This is a genomic window from Gemmatimonadales bacterium, from assembly GCA_041390145.1.
Classification (GTDB): domain Bacteria; phylum Gemmatimonadota; class Gemmatimonadetes; order Gemmatimonadales; family GWC2-71-9; genus SPDF01.
On the sequence record JAWKQM010000006.1, the window covers coordinates 127,313 to 145,014 of the forward strand.

The following is a 17,702-nucleotide window of genomic DNA, read 5'->3' on the forward strand; positions in this document are numbered from 1 at the left end:
GATGAGCCCCGAACCCGCACCGCGCCGCGTGTACGTCGAGACGTACGGCTGCCAGATGAACGTGGCGGACTCGTCGCTCATTCTTGGCGCGCTGGGGCGTGAGGGCTTCGTCGCCACCGACAACCCGGATGGCGCCGATGTGCTCCTGGTCAATACCTGCGCCGTCCGCGACAACGCGGAACAGCGCGTCCTCGGCCGGGTGGGGGAGCTGCAGCGGTATACCCGCCCGGGCACCGTCCTCGGGGTCGTCGGGTGCATGGCTCAGCGTCTTGGCCCCGAGCTGCTCGCGCAGGTTCCCCGGGTCGACCTCGTGGCGGGACCGGACGCCTATCGCCATCTGCCTGACCTGATTCGTCAGGCGCTGGCAGGCGAACGGGTGTCCGACACCGAGTTCCGGTCGTGGGAGCACTACGAGGATGTCCCGCAGGCGCGGGAGTCCGGCCCGATGGCGTTCGTGACCGTCCAGCGGGGCTGCGATTACAAGTGCACCTTCTGCATCGTTCCGTACACGCGTGGCACCGAGCGAAGCCGCACGTTGGATGAAGTCGTCGGAGAGGTGCAGCGACTGGTCGCCACCGGCACCACCGAGGTGACCCTCCTCGGCCAGACCGTCAACAGCTACCACGACGGCACGCACGACTTCGGGGACCTGCTGCGCGCCGTCGGCGCCGTGGACGGCTTGCGGCGGCTGCGCTTCACGAGCCCCTATCCGACCGACTTCACGCCCCGGGTCATCGAGGCCATGGTGGAGACGCCCGCGGTCTGCGAGCACGTCCACCTCCCGGCCCAGAGCGGCTCGGATGCCGTGCTGCGGCGCATGCTGCGCCGATACACCCGCGCGCGGTTCCTCGAGGTCGTGGCGGAATTGCGCGCCGCGATGCCCGGGCTCACCATCTCGACGGACCTCATCGTCGGATTTCCGGGCGAAACCGAGGCCGACCTCAGCGACACCATGTCGCTGGTGGATGCGGCCGGGTTCGACGAGGCGTATACTTTCCTGTATTCGCCTCGTGACGGCACACCGGCGGTGCGCATTCCCGGCCATGTGCCCGAGGCAATCGGGTCGGAGCGGTTGCAGCGGCTCATCGCGCACGTCCGGGGCGGGACCCGTCAGCGGAATGCCGCGCGGGTGGGCGGAGTCCACGAGGTGCTCGTCGAGCGGCCGGCGCGGCGTGGCGGGCAGATGCTGGGACGGACACGCTCCAACCTGCTGGTGGTGCTTGACCTCCCGGCCGACAGTATTGGCGAGTATCACACGGTGCGGCTCACTGGCACCACAGGATCCACGTTCACGGGCGCCGTGGTCGCCCCCCAACTGGCGGTCCTATGATTCACAACCTGGTGGAAGAGCACGTGGTCGCCGCCTATGAGGCGCTGAAGGGGCATTTCCCCGACTTTTGCGGTTGCGAAATCTGCCGGAGCGATGTGCTGGTCTACGCGCTCAATCGCCTCCCCGCGCGGTACGTGGCGAGTGTCGAGGGCAAGGTGGTCACGGAGCTGAATCTCGACAAGGACCAGACCAGGGTCACGATCGAGATCCATGTCATGGAAGGCTTTCGCAAGGTCACCCGGACGCCCCGGTGCGGCAGGGTGGCACCTCCCCCCACATGATTTCACCGGGCCCATGAGGCCCCCGCTGTCTGCTTCCATCGCAATTGCCTACGGGGCCGGTCTCGCGACCGGCCTCGCGCATTTTCCGGCCCCAGTTGTCGTTCTCCTCCTCCTGATTCCGATGCTGGTCTCCCTCCCCGGCTGGCCACGGCGGGTGAGCGTCGCCGGCATCCTCCTCGGCCTTGCCGCCGGTTCGTTCGCCAGAGGAGCGGACCAGGCCAGTTGTGCGGCGATCCTCCCGGCGGGTCGACTCGCGCTCACCTTGCGCACCGAGGAGCCGGTCGATTCGGGAGGCGGACGAACGCGGGCCTCCCTGCCGGCGGCCGGATGCCAGGGGAGTATTGCCGTGGCCTGGCCGCGGACCCTTGAGGCGCCGGCCGGCACGGAATTGGACGCCGTGGGACAATGGCGGCCAAGGCAGGCACGATTCGGCCGCCCGGGCGGGATTCTGCTTGTCGCGGAGGTAAGCCATGCGGTGACCAGGGCCACCCTGGGCGACCGGATCAGGACGCGCATTCACCTGTCGGCCCGGCGCCTCTACGGCCGGCGGGCACCGCTGATTGACGCACTCGTCCTGGGGCGGAGGACCGATCTCGATCGAGACCTGCTCGAGAACTTCGCCGGCGCAGGGTTGATGCATCTCCTGGCCATCAGCGGCTTCCACCTCGGCCTGCTCGCCGGGTGGGTCTTCATCCTGCTGCGGCTCCTCGGGCTCCGGCGGGAATCCGCCGGCTTCGGGGCCGCCCTGTTTGCCGTCGCCTACACCCTGTTTCTCGGGTGGCCCGCCCCCGCCGCGCGCGCCGCCACCCTCGCCGTGCTGCTCGCGCTCGAACGAAGCCGGCAGCGGATGCCGCGGGGAGGGGCATTGCTGGGCGCGACAGCGCTCCTCGTGCTGATCGTTGATCCGTGGGCGGTCCTGGCGGTGGGTGGTTGGCTCTCCATCGCCGCGCTCTGGGGGGCCGTGACCTTTGCCGGGTGGGCCGGGAAGCGGCTGAACAGCGGGGCACTGGTCCGGACCCTCGCCACCTCGATCGGGGCGACCTTCGCCACCGCGCCGATCACGGCCGCGGCCCTCGGAACAGTGGCGTTGGTCGGCATCGGGCTGAACCTCGTCGCGATTCCGCTGGCGGCACTCGTCGTCCCTGCCGTGGTGGCAAGCCTGGTCTTCGGGTCGGTGCTGCCCGCGATTGCTGCCCCGCTCGCCGCCGGGGCCGGCGTCGGACTCGGGCTGCTGCAGGAAGTGGCGCGCTGGGGCAGCGCGCTTCCCGGCGGGCACCTGATCATGCCCGCCACTCCAGGGGCGGCGATCCCCTGGCTCGGCGCGCTCCTCGCACTCCTCTGGTCAATCCGTCGGACCACCCGGACGGAGGCACTCCGGCGGCTGGGGTGGATGTCGGTGGTGGGGGTCTGGGGCTGGATTGCCCTTGCGGGGCTCTCCGATCTTCGGATTCGACCTGACGAGGGGTCGGAACTGGCGTTACATTTTCTCGATGTCGGGCAGGGGGATGCCGCGGCCATCCGGACCCCCGGCGGGCACTGGATCCTGGTCGATGGCGGTCCGATCGGGCGTTCCTCCGATGCCGGCCGGAGCGTGGTGCTGCCGTTTCTGAGGCGGCATGGTGTTCGTCGGCTGGATGCGATGGTCCTCTCCCACGCCCACGCCGACCACCTCGGCGGCTTCCCGTCGATCCTCGACCGGATGACGGTCTCGGAGGTCATCGACCCGGCGGTGGCAAGCGCGGAGCCGCTCTACGCCGGGTTCCTCGCGCAAGTTGATGAAGTCGACGCGCCGTGGATGCGGGCGCGACGCGGAGACGGCTTCGTGCTCGACAGTGTGCGATTCCTGGTCCTGCACCCGGATACCGCCTGGGACGGGTGGGGGCAGGACCTCAACGAGAATTCGATCGTCCTCCTGGTCGAATATCGTGGGTTTCGGGCGGTACTGGCGGGCGACGCCGGCCTCCCGGCGGAGGCGGCACTCGCAGGCCGGGTCGGCCGGGCCGACCTGCTGAAGGTCGGGCACCACGGAAGCCGAGGGGCCACGGGGGCCAGCTGGCTGGCGGAATTGCAGCCGACGACGGCGGTGATCAGCGTCGGCGACGGCAACCGGTATGGCCATCCGGCGCCGGAGGCGATGGCCCGCCTGACCGCGGCGGCGGTCGAGATCTTTCGCACCGATCGGGACGGTACCATCGAGGTTCGGACGGACGGCCGGGCCATGACCATCCATTCCCGCAGGGGAGTGGTCACGCACACAGTGAGTGAGCCATGATCGGAACCACGGCGGTCACGACCATCGAACGCTTCATCATCGACCAGGAACACAAGTATCCCGAGGCCACCGGGGAACTGTCGAACCTGCTCTATGACATCGCGCTGGGTGCCAAGCTCATCGCCGCCGCCACGCGGCGGGCCGGGCTGGTGAACGTGCTCGGGGCAATGGGAAGCGTCAACGTGCAGGGCGAGGAGCAGCAGAAGCTCGACGTCTTCGCCAACGAGATCCTGAAGAACGCGCTGAACCATACCGGCCGGGTCTGCGTCATGGCCTCGGAAGAGGACGACGGGCCGATTCCCATTCCCCCCGAATATCCGGCCGGCAAGTACGTCGTGCTGTTCGACCCGCTGGACGGGTCCTCCAACATCGACTCGAACGCCTCCGTCGGGACCATCTTCAGCGTCTACCGCCGCGTCTCGATGGAGGGGCGCGGGACGATGGCCGACGTCCTCCAGCCGGGTCACAAGCAGGTGGCCGCCGGGTACGTGCTGTACGGCTCCAGCACGATGCTGGTGTACACGACGGGCCAGGGCGTGCACGGCTTCACGCTCGACCCCACCATCGGCGAGTTCCTCCTCTCGCATCCCGACATCAAGACGCCCGAGGTCGGGAAGTACTACAGCGTGAACGAATCGAACTACGCGCGCTGGAACCGCGGGAGCCAGATGTCGGTGCGGGGCTTTCACGGTGACACGCCGGAGCGGATGAAGGGGAAGAACAGTCGGTACATCGGCGCCTTCGTGGCGGACTTCCATCGCAACCTGATCAACGGGGGGATCTTCCTCTATCCGGCCGACACCAAGAACCCCAACGGAAAGCTGCGCCTGCTGTACGAGTGCAGCCCGATGGCGTTCCTGGTGGAGCAGGCGGGGGGGGCGGCCACCGACGGTGTGCGTCGCATCCTCGACCTGCAACCGGAGTCATTGCACCAGCGGGTGCCGCTCGCGATCGGGTCGAAGGCGGACGTCGAGTTCGTGACGCGCACGATGCTGGAATTCGGGACCGACGCTCCATGACCGAGCGGGCGCCCAAGGCGCTGTACGGGCCGGCGGACTGGGCGGGCGACCCCGCGCGCGACCTCGGCGCGCCGGGCCGCTTTCCGTTCACGCGCGGGCCGTACCCCACGATGTACACCGAGCGGCTCTGGACGATGCGCCAGTACGCCGGTTTCGGCACCGCCGAAGAGACCAACACCCGCTTCCACCACCTGCTCGCGGCCGGCCAGTCGGGGCTGTCAACGGCGTTCGACCTGCCGACGCAGATGGGGCTCGATTCCGACCACCCGCTGGCCGAGGGGGAGGTGGGGCGGGTGGGCGTGGCGATCGACACCGTGGACGACCTGGCCCTCCTCTTCCGCGGCATTCCGCTCGACCAGGTGTCCACGTCGATGACGATCAACGCCACCGCCGCCATCCTCCTCGCGATGTACATCGTGGTGGGCGAGGAGCAGGGGGTGGCACCGGCGGCCCTGAGCGGCACCATCCAGAACGACATCCTGAAGGAGTACATCGCGCGCGGCACCTACATCTTCCCGCCGACGCCCTCCCTCCGCCTGATCGGCGACATCTTCCGGTACGTCTCGGAGCAGGGGATGAACATCAACCCCATCTCGATCAGCGGCTACCACATGCGCGAGGCGGGCGCCACTGCCGCGCAGGAAATCGGGTTCACCCTCGCCAACGCCCTCGAGTACGTGCGTGTCGGGGTCGACGCGGGGTTGCCGGTCAACAGCTTCGGCCCGCGGCTCTCCTTCTTCTTCGCCGCGCACAACAATCTCTTCGAGGAAGCGGCCAAGTTCCGCGCGGCGCGGCGCCTCTGGGCGCGGCTGGTGCAGGCCCGGTTCGGCGCCGACGACAAGACCGCCCGGCTACGCTTTCACACCCAGACCGGCGGTGTCACCCTGCAGGCGCAGCAGCCGCTGAACAACGTGGTGCGCGTCACGGTCCAGGCCCTCTCCGCCGTCCTGGGCGGCACCCAGTCGCTGCACACCAACGGCTTCGACGAGGCGCTGTCCCTGCCGACAGCCGACGCCGCCACGCTGGCGCTGCGGACCCAGCAGATCCTCGGCTACGAGAGCGGGGTGGCGGAGGTGATCGATCCGCTGGGCGGGAGCTATTTCGTGGAGGCGCTCACCGACCGGATCGAGGCGGAGGCGTTGGCCCTCATCGAGGCGGTGGACGCGCTCGGAGGCGCTGCGGCAGCGGTGTCCAAGGGACACTTCCAGGAGGCGATCGCCAAGAGCGCCTGGGAGGCGCAACAGCGCCAGGAGGCGGGGGCGCAGGTCGTGGTCGGGGTCAACCGATTCACCGATGATGAACCGCCGCCGGTCATCGCGATGCCCGACTTCGCCGAGCTGGCGGGCCGCCAGCGCGCCCGCCTGGAAACGATCCGCAGCGAGCGCGATGGCGGCCGTGTCGCCTCCGCCCTGGCCGCCGTCCGGGGGGCCGCCGGGGGCAGCGACCCGATGATGCCGACGATTCTCGAGGCCGTCCGGAGCAGGGCCACGCTGGGCGAGATCAGCGATGTGCTGCGCGAAGTCTGGGGGACCTACCGACCCGGGCGGTGACGCTTCCTTGAACCCCGCTTCCTGAGAGGCTAAGTTTATCGGCTGGCTTTACTTAGACCGGATGGAGCGGCATGCCGACGTACGATTATCAGTGCTCCTCAGGGCACAATTTCGAAAAGATCCACAAGATGTCCGAGTCGCCACGGGTCAAGTGCCCGATCTGCGGCAAGCCGGCAGCTCGCCAGATTTCCGGCGGGGCCGGCCTGGTCTTCAAGGGCAGCGGGTTCTACATCACCGACTACGGCAAGGACGGGAAGGGCGCCCGGAAGGCGGACACCGGAGAGGGGGCGGGGTCTTCGCCGGCCAAGCCGGATGCCGCGGCACCTGCAACGCCCGCCAAGCCCGAATCGAAATCGGGCAAGGATGCGGGTTCGAAGTCGGGCAGCGGCTCGAAGAAGGCGGCCGAGTGAGCGACGCGCTGCGGGAGGCGCTGGCCCGCGTGGCCGCGGAGCTGGGTGCGGCTGACGCCGAATTTGTGCTGGAGCGCCCGAAGGATGCCGGCCACGGTGACCTCGCCACGAACCTCGCCATGGTGCTCGCCCGGGTGCAGAAGACCTCCCCCCGCGCGGTCGCCTCGCGGATCCTCGAATCGCTCACATTGCCCGACGGGATTATCGAGAAGACCGAGATTGCCGGCCCCGGCTTCATCAACTTCTGGCTCGCCACCGACGAACTTGCCGCCGCGCTCCATGCCATCATTGAGGCCGGCGATCGGTATGGTGCGCACGACTACGGCAAGGGGACGCGGGTCAACGTCGAGTTCGTCTCGGTCAATCCCACGGGGCCGCTGCACGTCGGGCACGGGCGGGGCGGGGCGCTGGGTGACGCTGTCTCCTCCCTGCTGGAATGGACCGGGCACGAAGTCACGCGGGAGTTCTACCTCAACGACGCCGGGGTCCAGATCGATCGCCTGGCCCAGAGCCTCTGGGCGCGCGTGCAGGAGGCGGTGGGCCGGTCCGCCACGATTCCCGAGGGAGGCTACCACGGGGAGTACCTGCGCGGCGACGCCGCCCGGCTCCTCGAGCGGGAGGGCACGGCGTTCGCCGACCTGCCCGAGGATGAGGGCGTGCGGCGTTGCCGGGTGCTCGCGGTGCAGATGCAGCGGGCGACGCAGGACGAAGACCTGGCGAGCTTCGGGGTGCACTTCGACCTGATCTCCTCCGAACAGGCCATCTACGACCGCGGGGCGATTGGCGAGACGCTCGCGCTCCTGGACGGACGCGGGCTGACCTTCGAGCGCGACGGCGCCCTCTGGCTGCGAACCACCGACTTCGGCGACGACCAGGACCGGGTGCTTCGCAAGAGCGACGGCACCTACACCTACTTCCTTCCCGACATCGCCTACCATGTCGACAAGCATGACCGGGGGTTCGACCGGGTGATCGACGTCTGGGGTGCGGATCACCACGGGTACGTCCCGCGGGTCCGGGCCGCGATGCGGGCGCTCGGGTATCCCGACGAATTCTTCCACGTCTCCATCGTCCAGCTCGTGAAGGTGCTGCGCGGAGGCGAAGAGGTGAAGATGTCGAAGCGCTCGGGGGAGTTCATCACCCTGCGCGACCTGATCGACGAGACGGGGCCGGACGCCGCGCGCTACTTCTTCCTGATGCGCCGCGGGGACTCGCAACTCAACTTCGACCTCGACCTGGCCACCAGCCAGAGCGACGAGAATCCGGTCTTCTACGTGCAGATGGCGCACGCCCGGGTGAGCGGCATCTTCCGGGTGGCGGAGGTCGATCCGGACACCGTCAGTGCCGATGTCCAGCTCGACGCGCTGCCCGCACCCGAGGACCGCGAACTGCTCAAGAAGCTGACGGCGTTTCCCGAGGTGACCGCCCGCGCCGCGCGGGAACTGGAGCCGCACCGCCTGACCGGCTACCTCGAGGAACTCGCCCGCCTCACCCACGGCTGGTATCACAAGTGCCGCGTCCTCGGCGAACCGCCCGAGGTGGAGCGCGCCCGGCTGGCGCTGGCCCGCGCCACGCGCATCGTCCTGGCCAACGGCCTCACTCTTCTCGGCCTCACGGCCCCCGACCGGATGTGATCTGATGACCCTGATGGTGGTTGGCAGCGTCGCCCTCGACTCGATCCACACCCCCTTCGGCGAGACCGCCGATGCGCTCGGCGGTTCCGCCGTCTACTTCAGCGTTGCGGGGTCGCTGATGCACCGGGTGCACGTCGTCGGGGTGGTCGGCGACGACTACCCGGTCGCCGAGCTCGACCGGCTCGCGCCGCGCGGAATCGACTGGAGTGGTGTCGAGCGGGCCAAAGGCGAGAGCTTCCGGTGGAAGGGGAAGTATTCCTACGACCTGCAGAGCCGGGAGACCCTCGAGACCAGGCTCGGCGTCTTCGCCGAATTTCAGCCCAAGATTCCGGCGGCGCTCCGCGCGGCAAAGTTCGTGTTCCTCGGCAATATCGACCCGGTGCTCCAGAACGGCGTGCTGGACCAGGTCACGTCGCCGACGCTCGTGGTCTGCGACACGATGAACTACTGGATCCAGAGCAGCAAGCCGGAGTTGATGAAGTTGCTCCAGCGCGTGGACATCCTCATGGTCAATGACGGGGAGGCCCGCGAACTGTCGGGCGACTGGAACATCCACCGCGCGGGGCGCTGGATCCTGGCCCACGGACCGAAACGCGTCGTCATCAAGCAGGGCGAGTTCGGCGCGCTCCTCATCGAGCCCGGCCGGACGTTCTATGCGCCGGCCTTCCCGCTCGAGGAGGTGTTTGACCCGACCGGCGCCGGCGACGCCTTCGCCGGCGGATTCATGGGGTACCTGGCCCGGGCCGGCAGCGCGGACGGCGAGCAGCTGCGGCGCGCCATGATCTACGGCGCGGCCATGGGGTCGTTCGCGGTCTCCCAATTCGGCATCAAGGGCTTCGACGGGGTGACGACCGTGGACGTCGAGAAGCGGGTGCGGGCCTTCTATGACCTCACCCATGTGGCGCAGGCGGAGCGGGTCCCGTGACGCAGCCCGGCGAATCGCGCCAGTACGCCGCTGCGGGCGTCAACCTCGCCGACGCGGAATCCGCGAAGGCACGGATCGGGCGCCTCGTCGCGGGCACGCGCACACCGCTGACCGCCGGCCGGGTCGGTGCCTTTGGCGGCATGGTCCGGATTCCCCCTGGGATGCGGAACCCGACGCTGGTCATGAGCACCGACGGCGTTGGCACCAAGGTCCTGGTGGCCCAGCAGGCGGGGCGCTTCGACACCGTCGGCGAGTGCCTCGTCAATCACAGCGTCAATGACATCCTGGTCCACGGCGCCCGCCCGCTGGCCTTCATGGACTACATCGCCGGTGCGGGACTCGGCATCGAGATGCTCGCCGACATCGTCGAGGGCGTGGCCCGGGGGTGCCGGGCGCACGGGATGGATCTCGCCGGCGGGGAGACGGCGCAGATGCCGGGACTCTATGCCCACGGGCACTTCGACCTGGCCGGCACGATCGTCGGCGTGGTCGAGGAGGACGCAGCGCTGCATGGCGACGCCGTCGTGCCCGGCGATGTGCTTCTCGGGTATGCGTCCAGCGGGCTCCACACCAACGGCTACACCCTGGCGCGCAAGATCGCGTCGGAGGACCTCGGGCTTGGGATCACCGACGAGTGGCCCGGTCTGGGGCAGTCCGTGGCGGACGCCTTCCTTGCGGTCCACCGCAGCTACGCCAAGGCCGTCACGCCAGTCCTCGACCGGATGCATGCGCTGGCCCACATTACTGGTGGCGGGATCCCCGGCAACCTCATCCGGGTACTTCCGGCAGGCTGCGAGGCGGTGGTGGAGACCGCCAGCTGGGAATGGCCCTCGATCTTCCGGTTCATGCAGGCGGCCGGCAAGGTCTCCACCGACGAGATGCGCGATGTCTTCAACCTCGGCGCGGGCCTGATTGCCGTCTTGCCGGCGGACGCCGTTGCGGCGGCGGAAGCGGCGGCAGCGGCTGACGGCGTGAAGACCTGGGTGATGGGACATGTCGAGGCCGGTCCCCAGGGCGTCCGGTTCACGAGCTGAGCGGAAAGTCAGGCTGACGTGACCGAGGCCGCCGCGATGGATCGTGCGATCGAACTCGCCTGGCGCGGCTGGGGGTGTGTGCACCCGAACCCGCTGGTGGGCGCCGTGCTGCTCGATGCCGCGGGCGAGGTGGCGGGGGAGGGTTGGCACGCGGAGTTCGGGGGGCCGCACGCGGAGCGCGCGGCCCTAGCGGTGGCCGGCGAGCGGGCCCGGGGTGGCACACTTGTCGTGTCGCTGGAGCCATGCTCCCACCACGGCAAGCAGCCGCCCTGCACTGAGGCGATCCTGTCCGCCGGCGTCGCGCGCGTCGTCTATGCACTGGAGGATCCCAACCCCGACGCCGGTGGGGGGGCGGAGGTCCTTCGGGCGGCAGGCCTGACCGTTGAGGGAGGCGTCGGCCGGGCGACGGCGGCGGCGCAAAACGCCGCCTTCCTCGCCCGCTGGCGTGGTGTCGAGCGCCCATGGGTGGCGCTGAAACTGGCGACGTCGCTCGATGGCCGCATCGCGGACCGCTTTGGGCGGTCGCGCTGGATTTCCGGCGAGGAAGCGCGGGACTACGTGCACTGGCTCCGGGCGGGAATGGACGCCATCGGCGTCGGTGGCGCGACCGCCCGAGTGGACGATCCGTCCCTGACGGTGCGCGGCGCGATTGAACCGCGGACCGCGCCGCTTCGCGTCATCTTTGACCAGACCGGGAACCTGCCGACCTCACTCGAGGTGTTGCGGACGGCGCCGGAGCTGCCGACCACGGTTGTTGTCGGCCCCCTGCTGTCCAGTGAGCGGGCGGATGCCATCGAGGCGACCGGCGCCCGGCTGCTGCGCACCAGCGGTCTGCAGCATGGGCTCCACGAGCTCGGCCGGCTGGGCGTCGGCTCGCTGCTGGTCGAGGGGGGTGGGCAGCTGGCGGGGGCCTTGCTTCGGGAGGGATTGGTGGACCGTTACTACTGGATCCAGAGTCCCATCTGGCTTGGCGACGGGGCCGTGCCCGCTGTCGCCGGGCTGCCGGGGATCGAGCTCGCCACGGTGGACCGCTGGGAAGTCGTGGAGCGTCGGGTGCTGGGTGCCGACACCTTGCTGGTGACGGACCGGGGCTGATGTTCACCGGCCTGGTCACCGCCGTTGGCACGATCCAATCCGCCCGGGCCAAGGACGGCGGGCGCGTCCTCACCATCCGTGCGCCATGGCGGGGGCTCGCCTTGGGAGAAAGTATCGCGGTGGACGGGGCCTGCCTTACCGTGGCACAGCGTTTGAAGGGCGCATTCGCGGTGCATGTCATCGCCACCAGCCTTGAGCGCACCGGCTTCGGGGACTATCGCGCCGGCCGGCGGGTCAACCTCGAGCGGGCCCTGCGTGCCGGTGACCGTCTTGGCGGGCATCTCGTGCAGGGGCATGTGGACGGGGTCGGCACGGTACGCCGCCTCACGCGGAAGGCCGACGCCCTGCTGATGGACATCACCGTGCCGAAGGCGGTTGCCGAGGCGTCAATTCCGCTCGGTTCGATTACGGTGGACGGCGTCAGCCTGACGGTCAACGCGCTGCGGGGGCGGCACATCGTCCAGGTATCGCTGATACCATTTACCTTGCAGCATACCACCCTTGGCGAGCGCCAGGTCGGCGACCGGGTCCATCTCGAGGGCGACACCATCGGCAAATATGTGGCGGCGTGGCTGTCGCGCCGCGGAAAGCACATCTGATGTTTGCAAAGATCGAGCAGGCGATTGAGGACCTGCGCAACGGCAAGATCGTCATCGTGGCGGACGACGAGAACCGCGAGAACGAGGGCGACCTCGTCTGCGCCGCGGAGCTCGTCACGCCGGAGATGGTCAATTTCATGGCGTTGCACGGTCGGGGACTCATCTGCCTGGCTCTCACCGGCGAGCGGTGCGACCAGCTGGGCCTTCCCCAGATGGCGGAACACAACACCGAAGCCTTGAGCACGGCCTTTACGGTCAGCATCGACGCCGAGCGCCGCTTCGGCGTCACCACCGGTATTTCGGCGGCCGACCGCGCGGCCACGATCCATGTGGCCATCAACCCGGCCACTGTCCCGGCAGACTTGCGGCGCCCGGGGCACATCTTCCCGCTGCGCGCCCGTCCGGGTGGCGTGCTGCAGCGGGTCGGCCAGACGGAGGCGAGCGTCGATCTCGCACGCTTGGCGGGGCTCGCACCCGCGGGCGTCATCTGCGAGATCCTCAATGTGGACGGCACCATGGCGCGCCGCCCCGAGTTGGAGGTGTTCGCGGAGCAGCACAAACTCACCTACGTCACCGTGGCCGATCTCGTGGCCTACCGGCTCCAGAAGGAGCGGCTGGTGCACCGGGTGGCCACCGCCCGACTGCCCACCGAATTCGGGGAGTTCCGCGTCATCGGGTACCGCAACGATGTGGACGACGCCGAACACGTCGCGCTGGTGCACGGCGAGGTGGAGGGGGCGTCGAACGTGCTGGTGCGCATGCACTCCAAGTGCCTGACCGGCGATGTCTTCGGTTCCCGGCGCTGTGACTGCGGAGCGCAGCTCCACGCGGCGATGCGCCAGGTCGTTTCGGCCGGCGCCGGGGTCATCGTTTACCTCGACCAGGAAGGGCGGGGCATCGGTCTCCTGAACAAGCTGCGGGCCTACGCGCTGCAGGACGGGGGCGACGACACCGTCGAGGCCAATGAACGCCTCGGGTTCGCCCCGGATCTCCGGAACTACGGCATCGGCGCGCAAATCCTTCGCGACCTCGGCCTGACCACCATTCGCATCCTCACCAACAACCCGCGCAAGCTGGTGGGGGTCGAGGGGTACGGGCTCGAGATCACCGAACGGGTGCCGTTGCTGATCGACCACACCCGTGAGAACACCGACTATCTCGCCACCAAGCGCGACAAGCTCGGCCACCTTCTGGCCCACTGAGCCTCCATGCCTGAATACACCGGTCGACTCGGCCCGGTTGGCCGCATTGCCATCCTGGTGAGCCGCTACAACGAGCTCGTGACGAGCCGCCTCCTGGAGGGGGCCCGTCACTGCTGCCGCGACGCCCGGATCGCCGACCGGCATGTGGACATTTTCTGGGTCTCCGGCGCGTTCGAACTGCCGATGCTCGCGGAAGAGCTCGCCCGCACCGGACAGTACGCCTGCCTCGTGGCCCTCGGCGCCGTGGTGCGTGGCGGGACACCCCACTTCGAGTTCGTCGCCGGCGAAACCACCCGCGGACTCGGCACCATCGCCCGGACCCATGTCCTGCCGATCGGGTTCGGCCTGCTGACCGTGGACACCATGGATCAGGCGCTCGAGCGGGCGGGGGGCGCCGCCGGGAACAAGGGATACGAAGCCGCCGAGGCGGCCATCACCGCTGCGGACGCCCTGGCCCGGATCAGGAGAGCCGATGCTCCGACCTGAGACGCGCGCCCGGGCGCGTGCGCTTCAACTGCTCTACGCCTGCGAACTGACCGGCACCGACCCCGCGGCCGCGATGCAGGGCCTGGCACGGCTCACCGGACCGGAGCGGGCCCTCGATGGGGCGGAACTGCTGGCCAGCGGAGTCGTGGCCAACCAGGAGTCACTGGATCGACGCATCCGTGCTGCCGCGGACAACTGGCGTGTCGAGCGCATCGGTGTCGTGGAGCGCATCATCCTGCGACTCGGCATCCACGAACTGGAGCTGGGGGAGACGCCGCCCAAGGTCGTGATCGACGAGGCCATCCGGTTGGCGCAGTGGTTTGGCGGACCGAAGACGCCGGCGTTCGTCAACGGGGTGCTCGACCGGATCGCGCACTCGCTCGGCCGGTTGTGAACCTCCTCGTCGTCAACTGGCTCGACCGGCTCAACCCCCTCGCGGGCGGGGCGGAGATCCACCTCTTCGAGATCTTCCGGCGGATCGCGGACCGGGGACACCGGGTACGCCTGATCTGTTCCGGCTGGCCGGGCTGCGCGCCGACCGAGGTCGTGGACGGCATCGAGGTCACGCGGGTGGCCGGCAGAAACTCCTTTGCGCTCGCGGCACGGGGTGCGGTGCGCCGGGCCCTGGCCGCGGAATTGCCCGACGTCGTGGTGGAGGACATCAACAAGCTGCCCCTCTTTCCTTGCGGGGCTCACTGACCGTCCATTCTTGCGTCCTGGTCCCGCACCTTCGGCACCACCGCCTTCCAGGAAGCGCCGTGGCCGATGGCGGCCACGGTCTGGCTCGCAGAACGGCCGATTCCATGGGGATATCGACGGGCGGGGTTCGAGGCGATCAGCGAGAGCACCCGTGACGACCTGATCGCGCGCGGCGTGCCGGCGGAGCGGATCCGGGTCATTCATCCTGGTGTGGACGCCGAGCTGTTCCACCCCGATCCCGGAGTGCGCCGCACGAGCCCGCCCTCGTTCCTGTACGTGGGGCGGCTCAAGCGTTACAAGGGCGTGGACCTGGCCGTGCGCGCGTTGGCCGTCGCGCGGAAGACGCGCCCGGAGCTGACGCTCGACATCGCGGGGTCGGGGGACGACCGCCCGCGGCTGGAGGCGCTCGCCGCAGAGCTGGGACTCACCGGGGCGGTTCGATTTCACGGATTCGTCTCGGAGGAGCGGAAGCTGGAACTGCTCCGGCGCACTTGGGCCAACCTCTTCCCTTCGCCGAAGGAGGGGTGGGGTATTACCGTTGTGGAGGCGGCAGCGTGCGGGACCCCCTCGCTGGCCTCGGACAGTCCCGGTCTCCGGGACTCTGTGCGGCCGGGAGAGACCGGGTATCTGGTCCCCCACGGGGATCCCGCCGCGCTCGCCGCCCGAATGCTGGACCTGGCGGCAAATCCGGCCCTTGTCGAGCAGTTGGGCATGGCCGGCCGCCGGTTTGCCGAATCTCATTCCTGGGAGCGTGCGGCCGATCTCACTGAGTCCCACCTCCGGGAACTCGCCGGCCGCTGACCCGTCAACTTCACGGGGGAATGCATGCCCGTCACGATCACCGCCCGCCACTGCGAACTGACCGAACTGCTGCGCGAACGCGCCCAGGAGATTGCCGAACGGCTCGAGGCCAGAGCCGGACGGCCGTCCGATGTCAGCGTGATCTTCGATCTCGAGGCCGGAGTCTCGACCGCGGAGCTTCGATTGCTCGCCTTCGGGCAGGAACCCATTCTCTCCACCGGCCGTGGCGATGACCATCGCACTGCGCTCGACCAGGCGGAGGCCCGTCTCCGCCGGCAGCTTGAGAAGCCGGGCACGCGACGGCTCCGCGACCGGAAATCCACCGAACTGGACAACGTGTGACCCTCCGTCTGCGCGACCTGGTCGAAGGGAGCGGTGAGGTACTCCAGCTTGAGAGCCTGACCGGAGCCCTTGGCCTGGACCGCTTCCTGCCGGACTCCGAGGTGGCAAGCCCGGGCCTGGCGCTGGCGGGGTTCACCAACCGCTTCATCGCGCAGCGCATTCACGTGTTCGGCGAGACCGAGATCACCTACCTCGGCTCGCTCGATTCCGCGGGGCGCCAGTCGGCGCTCGAGGCGCTCTTCGCGTTCGAACTCCCCGTCATCTTCGTGACCAAGGGACTCGCCGTCCCGGCGGAGTTGATGGAGCTCGCGGAACGCCGGCAGGTGCCGGTCGTTCGCACGCAGCTCAAGACGGCGGAGTTCTATCGTCGGATCAAGCCGGTGCTGGAAGAGGCCTTCGCACCCCGGACGACGCTGCACGGCTCCCTGGCGGACGTCTATGGCGTCGGGCTCCTGTTCATCGGCCGCTCCGGCATCGGCAAGAGCGAGTGCGTCCTCGACCTGGTGGAGCGGGGGCACCGGTTGGTGGCCGACGACGTGGTGCAGGTGTCGCGCCGCGGCAATGGGGTCCTGATCGGCAAGGGGCACGAACTCGCCCAGCACCACATGGAAATCCGCGGGATCGGTCTGGTGGACATCTCCGCGCTCTTCGGCGTGCGGGCCATTCGGCAGCAGAAGCGCATCGAGGTCGTCGTGCAGCTCGAGGACTGGGAGCACGCCCAGGAGGCGGAGCGCACCGGGCTGGCGCAGCAGGATGTTGAGATCCTCGACGTGAAGGTCCCCAAGGTGATCGTCCCGCTGAACCCAGGAAAGAATCTCACGGTGATTTCCGAGGTGGTGGCGATGATGCACCTGCTCCGGTATTCGGGTGTGGACGTGGCTGCGGCGTTCAATGAGCGCCTGATCCGGCGGATGAAGGAACAGCGGGGCATCCGCGAGTACCTGCAGGAAGACTATGAGTGAGGCGCTGCGCGGGGTCGTGGTGTGTCACGGCGCGCTGGCGGCAGCGCTGGTCACCGCCGCGGAGCAGATCACCGGCCTGACCGGGCGGTTGGTACCGGTCTCGAACACCGGCTGCGATCCCGCCACCATCGAGGCGCGCATCGCCGAGGCCATCGGCGGGGTGCCGGCGATGGTCTTCGTGGACATGCCGAGCGGCTCCTGCCTCTTTGCCGCGATGCACCGGCTCCGCGAGGAGCCCCACGTGAAGGTCGTCACCGGGGTGAACCTCGCGATGCTGATCGATTTTTCGTTTCATGTCGAGGAGACGCCGGAGGAAGCGGCCGCGCGCGCCGTGGCCACCGGCGAGCGGGCCATCAAGGCGCCCTGATGCCGATCCGACTCTGTCGTATCGACGATCGCCTGATTCACGGGCAAGTGGTGCTCGGCTGGGCGCGCACCCTTGGCATCGGCGACATCGTGCTGGTCGACGACGAGGTGGCCGCCAGTCCCTGGGAGCAGGATCTCTACCGGATGGCGGTCCCCCCGGAGCTGCAGGTGGAGTTCGTCAACACCGCGCAGGCCCGTCAGCGGCTGGCCGCGTGGCAGAGTGGTCCACTCGCCGTCCTCATCCTCACCGGCTCCATTGAGACGATGGCGCGGCTGCTCGAGGACGTTCCCCATCCCCCCGCGGTCAATCTCGGCGGCATCCATCATCGCGATGGGCGGACCGAACGATTGCCATATCTCTACCTGACGGACGAGGAACTCGCCCAGCTCCAGCGGCTCCGGGCCGCCGGCATCGAGGTGTCCGCCGAGGACGTCCCCGGCGCCGGGGCCGTCCGGCTCGAGTCGCTTGCATGAATCCCGAACACCTCCTCCTGCTGCTGGCGGCACTGCTGGGATGGGGCACCATCGTTGGACTGGACCTGGTCAGCGTGCCGCAGGGGTTGCTGGCACGCCCGCTGGTGGCTGGGGCGGCAGCCGGCTGGCTGGTCGGCGACGTTCGAGGGCCGGGCTGCGGGTCGGGGCGGTGCTGGAGCTCTTCGCGCTGGACGTGCTGCCTGTCGGGGCGAGCAGGTACC

19 protein-coding genes and 1 pseudogene are annotated in these 17,702 nt (G+C 69.1%); all 20 read left to right on the top strand.

The annotated features are described in order from the left end of the window. The first annotated feature begins 1 nt into the window (after nt 1). The 20 genes and pseudogenes from miaB to R2910_06810 all read left to right on the top strand — a co-directional run bounded on the left by miaB (nt 2) and on the right by R2910_06810 (nt 17,481). A complete protein-coding gene (gene miaB, locus R2910_06715; protein MEZ4412656.1) occupies nt 2-1,330 on the top strand; it encodes a tRNA (N6-isopentenyl adenosine(37)-C2)-methylthiotransferase MiaB in 1,329 nt (442 codons plus the stop codon). Continuing rightward, complete coding sequence (locus R2910_06720; protein ID MEZ4412657.1) at nt 1,327-1,611, top strand: late competence development ComFB family protein; 285 nt, start codon at nt 1,327-1,329, stop codon at nt 1,609-1,611. The genes miaB and R2910_06720 overlap by 4 nt, the downstream gene beginning before the upstream one ends. Before the next feature lie 13 nt (nt 1,612-1,624). Further along, complete coding sequence (locus R2910_06725; GenBank protein ID MEZ4412658.1) at nt 1,625-3,883, top strand: DNA internalization-related competence protein ComEC/Rec2; 2,259 nt, start codon at nt 1,625-1,627, stop codon at nt 3,881-3,883. Continuing rightward, nucleotides 3,880-4,902: a class 1 fructose-bisphosphatase gene (gene fbp, locus R2910_06730; GenBank protein MEZ4412659.1), complete on the top strand. Its 1,023-nt coding sequence runs from the start codon at nt 3,880-3,882 to the stop codon at nt 4,900-4,902. Before R2910_06725 ends, fbp begins: the two co-directional genes overlap by 4 nt. Further along, nucleotides 4,899-6,452: a methylmalonyl-CoA mutase family protein gene (locus tag R2910_06735; protein MEZ4412660.1), complete on the top strand. Its 1,554-nt coding sequence runs from the start codon at nt 4,899-4,901 to the stop codon at nt 6,450-6,452. Before fbp ends, R2910_06735 begins: the two co-directional genes overlap by 4 nt. Before the next feature lie 71 nt (nt 6,453-6,523). Beyond that, nucleotides 6,524-6,862: a zinc ribbon domain-containing protein gene (locus R2910_06740; protein ID MEZ4412661.1), complete on the top strand. Its 339-nt coding sequence runs from the start codon at nt 6,524-6,526 to the stop codon at nt 6,860-6,862. Continuing rightward, complete coding sequence (argS, locus tag R2910_06745) at nt 6,859-8,496, top strand: arginine--tRNA ligase (protein MEZ4412662.1); 1,638 nt, start codon at nt 6,859-6,861, stop codon at nt 8,494-8,496. The genes R2910_06740 and argS overlap by 4 nt, the downstream gene beginning before the upstream one ends. Nucleotides 8,497-8,500: 4 nt before the next feature. Next, nucleotides 8,501-9,421, top strand: a complete 921-nt coding sequence (locus tag R2910_06750) for a PfkB family carbohydrate kinase (GenBank protein MEZ4412663.1) — start codon at nt 8,501-8,503, stop codon at nt 9,419-9,421. Then, nucleotides 9,418-10,455, top strand: a complete 1,038-nt coding sequence (gene purM / locus R2910_06755) for a phosphoribosylformylglycinamidine cyclo-ligase (protein MEZ4412664.1) — start codon at nt 9,418-9,420, stop codon at nt 10,453-10,455. The genes R2910_06750 and purM overlap by 4 nt, the downstream gene beginning before the upstream one ends. An 18-nt stretch (nt 10,456-10,473) precedes the next feature. Then, nucleotides 10,474-11,550: a bifunctional diaminohydroxyphosphoribosylaminopyrimidine deaminase/5-amino-6-(5-phosphoribosylamino)uracil reductase RibD gene (gene ribD / locus R2910_06760; GenBank protein MEZ4412665.1), complete on the top strand. Its 1,077-nt coding sequence runs from the start codon at nt 10,474-10,476 to the stop codon at nt 11,548-11,550. Then, nucleotides 11,550-12,149: a riboflavin synthase gene (locus tag R2910_06765; protein MEZ4412666.1), complete on the top strand. Its 600-nt coding sequence runs from the start codon at nt 11,550-11,552 to the stop codon at nt 12,147-12,149. Before ribD ends, R2910_06765 begins: the two co-directional genes overlap by 1 nt. Beyond that, nucleotides 12,149-13,351, top strand: coding sequence for a bifunctional 3,4-dihydroxy-2-butanone-4-phosphate synthase/GTP cyclohydrolase II (locus tag R2910_06770; GenBank protein MEZ4412667.1), 1,203 nt, complete (start codon nt 12,149-12,151; stop codon nt 13,349-13,351). Before R2910_06765 ends, R2910_06770 begins: the two co-directional genes overlap by 1 nt. A gap of 6 nt (nt 13,352-13,357) precedes the next feature. Further along, complete coding sequence (gene ribH / locus R2910_06775) at nt 13,358-13,837, top strand: 6,7-dimethyl-8-ribityllumazine synthase (protein ID MEZ4412668.1); 480 nt, start codon at nt 13,358-13,360, stop codon at nt 13,835-13,837. Then, entirely contained in the window at nt 13,824-14,231 is a 408-nt protein-coding gene (gene nusB, locus R2910_06780) for a transcription antitermination factor NusB (GenBank protein ID MEZ4412669.1), read from the top strand. The genes ribH and nusB overlap by 14 nt, the downstream gene beginning before the upstream one ends. Continuing rightward, a pseudogene (locus tag R2910_06785) lies at nt 14,228-14,746 on the top strand (glycosyltransferase family 4 protein). Before nusB ends, R2910_06785 begins: the two are co-directional and overlap by 4 nt. A gap of 33 nt (nt 14,747-14,779) precedes the next feature. After that, entirely contained in the window at nt 14,780-15,337 is a 558-nt protein-coding gene (locus R2910_06790; GenBank protein ID MEZ4412670.1) for a glycosyltransferase, read from the top strand. Between the two features lie 24 nt (nt 15,338-15,361). After that, nucleotides 15,362-15,679 carry an HPF/RaiA family ribosome-associated protein gene (locus R2910_06795; GenBank protein ID MEZ4412671.1) on the top strand — a complete coding sequence of 106 codons (318 nt, stop codon included), beginning with the start codon at nt 15,362-15,364 and terminating at the stop codon, nt 15,677-15,679. Next, on the top strand, nt 15,676-16,641 hold the full coding sequence (gene hprK / locus R2910_06800) for an HPr(Ser) kinase/phosphatase (GenBank protein MEZ4412672.1): 966 nt from the start codon (nt 15,676-15,678) through the stop codon (nt 16,639-16,641). The genes R2910_06795 and hprK overlap by 4 nt, the downstream gene beginning before the upstream one ends. Then, nucleotides 16,634-17,008: a hypothetical protein gene (locus R2910_06805; protein ID MEZ4412673.1), complete on the top strand. Its 375-nt coding sequence runs from the start codon at nt 16,634-16,636 to the stop codon at nt 17,006-17,008. The genes hprK and R2910_06805 overlap by 8 nt, the downstream gene beginning before the upstream one ends. Further along, on the top strand, nt 17,008-17,481 hold the full coding sequence (locus tag R2910_06810; GenBank protein MEZ4412674.1) for a PTS sugar transporter subunit IIB: 474 nt from the start codon (nt 17,008-17,010) through the stop codon (nt 17,479-17,481). The genes R2910_06805 and R2910_06810 overlap by 1 nt, the downstream gene beginning before the upstream one ends. Nucleotides 17,482-17,702 lie beyond the last annotated feature (221 nt).

What these genes read in the sequence shown, in the direction of transcription:
- miaB (MEZ4412656.1), top strand. Translation starts at nt 2, where the DNA reads ATGAGCCCCGAACCCGCACCGCGCCGCGTGTACGTCGAGACGTACGGC.
- R2910_06720 (MEZ4412657.1), top strand. Translation starts at nt 1,327, where the DNA reads ATGATTCACAACCTGGTGGAAGAGCACGTGGTCGCCGCCTATGAGGCG.
- R2910_06725 (MEZ4412658.1), top strand. Translation starts at nt 1,625, where the DNA reads ATGAGGCCCCCGCTGTCTGCTTCCATCGCAATTGCCTACGGGGCCGGT.
- fbp (MEZ4412659.1), top strand. Translation starts at nt 3,880, where the DNA reads ATGATCGGAACCACGGCGGTCACGACCATCGAACGCTTCATCATCGAC.
- R2910_06735 (MEZ4412660.1), top strand. Translation starts at nt 4,899, where the DNA reads ATGACCGAGCGGGCGCCCAAGGCGCTGTACGGGCCGGCGGACTGGGCG.
- R2910_06740 (MEZ4412661.1), top strand. Translation starts at nt 6,524, where the DNA reads ATGCCGACGTACGATTATCAGTGCTCCTCAGGGCACAATTTCGAAAAG.
- R2910_06750 (MEZ4412663.1), top strand. Translation starts at nt 8,501, where the DNA reads ATGACCCTGATGGTGGTTGGCAGCGTCGCCCTCGACTCGATCCACACC.
- R2910_06765 (MEZ4412666.1), top strand. Translation starts at nt 11,550, where the DNA reads ATGTTCACCGGCCTGGTCACCGCCGTTGGCACGATCCAATCCGCCCGG.
- R2910_06770 (MEZ4412667.1), top strand. Translation starts at nt 12,149, where the DNA reads ATGTTTGCAAAGATCGAGCAGGCGATTGAGGACCTGCGCAACGGCAAG.
- ribH (MEZ4412668.1), top strand. Translation starts at nt 13,358, where the DNA reads ATGCCTGAATACACCGGTCGACTCGGCCCGGTTGGCCGCATTGCCATC.
- nusB (MEZ4412669.1), top strand. Translation starts at nt 13,824, where the DNA reads ATGCTCCGACCTGAGACGCGCGCCCGGGCGCGTGCGCTTCAACTGCTC.
- R2910_06795 (MEZ4412671.1), top strand. Translation starts at nt 15,362, where the DNA reads ATGCCCGTCACGATCACCGCCCGCCACTGCGAACTGACCGAACTGCTG.
- R2910_06805 (MEZ4412673.1), top strand. Translation starts at nt 16,634, where the DNA reads ATGAGTGAGGCGCTGCGCGGGGTCGTGGTGTGTCACGGCGCGCTGGCG.
- R2910_06810 (MEZ4412674.1), top strand. Translation starts at nt 17,008, where the DNA reads ATGCCGATCCGACTCTGTCGTATCGACGATCGCCTGATTCACGGGCAA.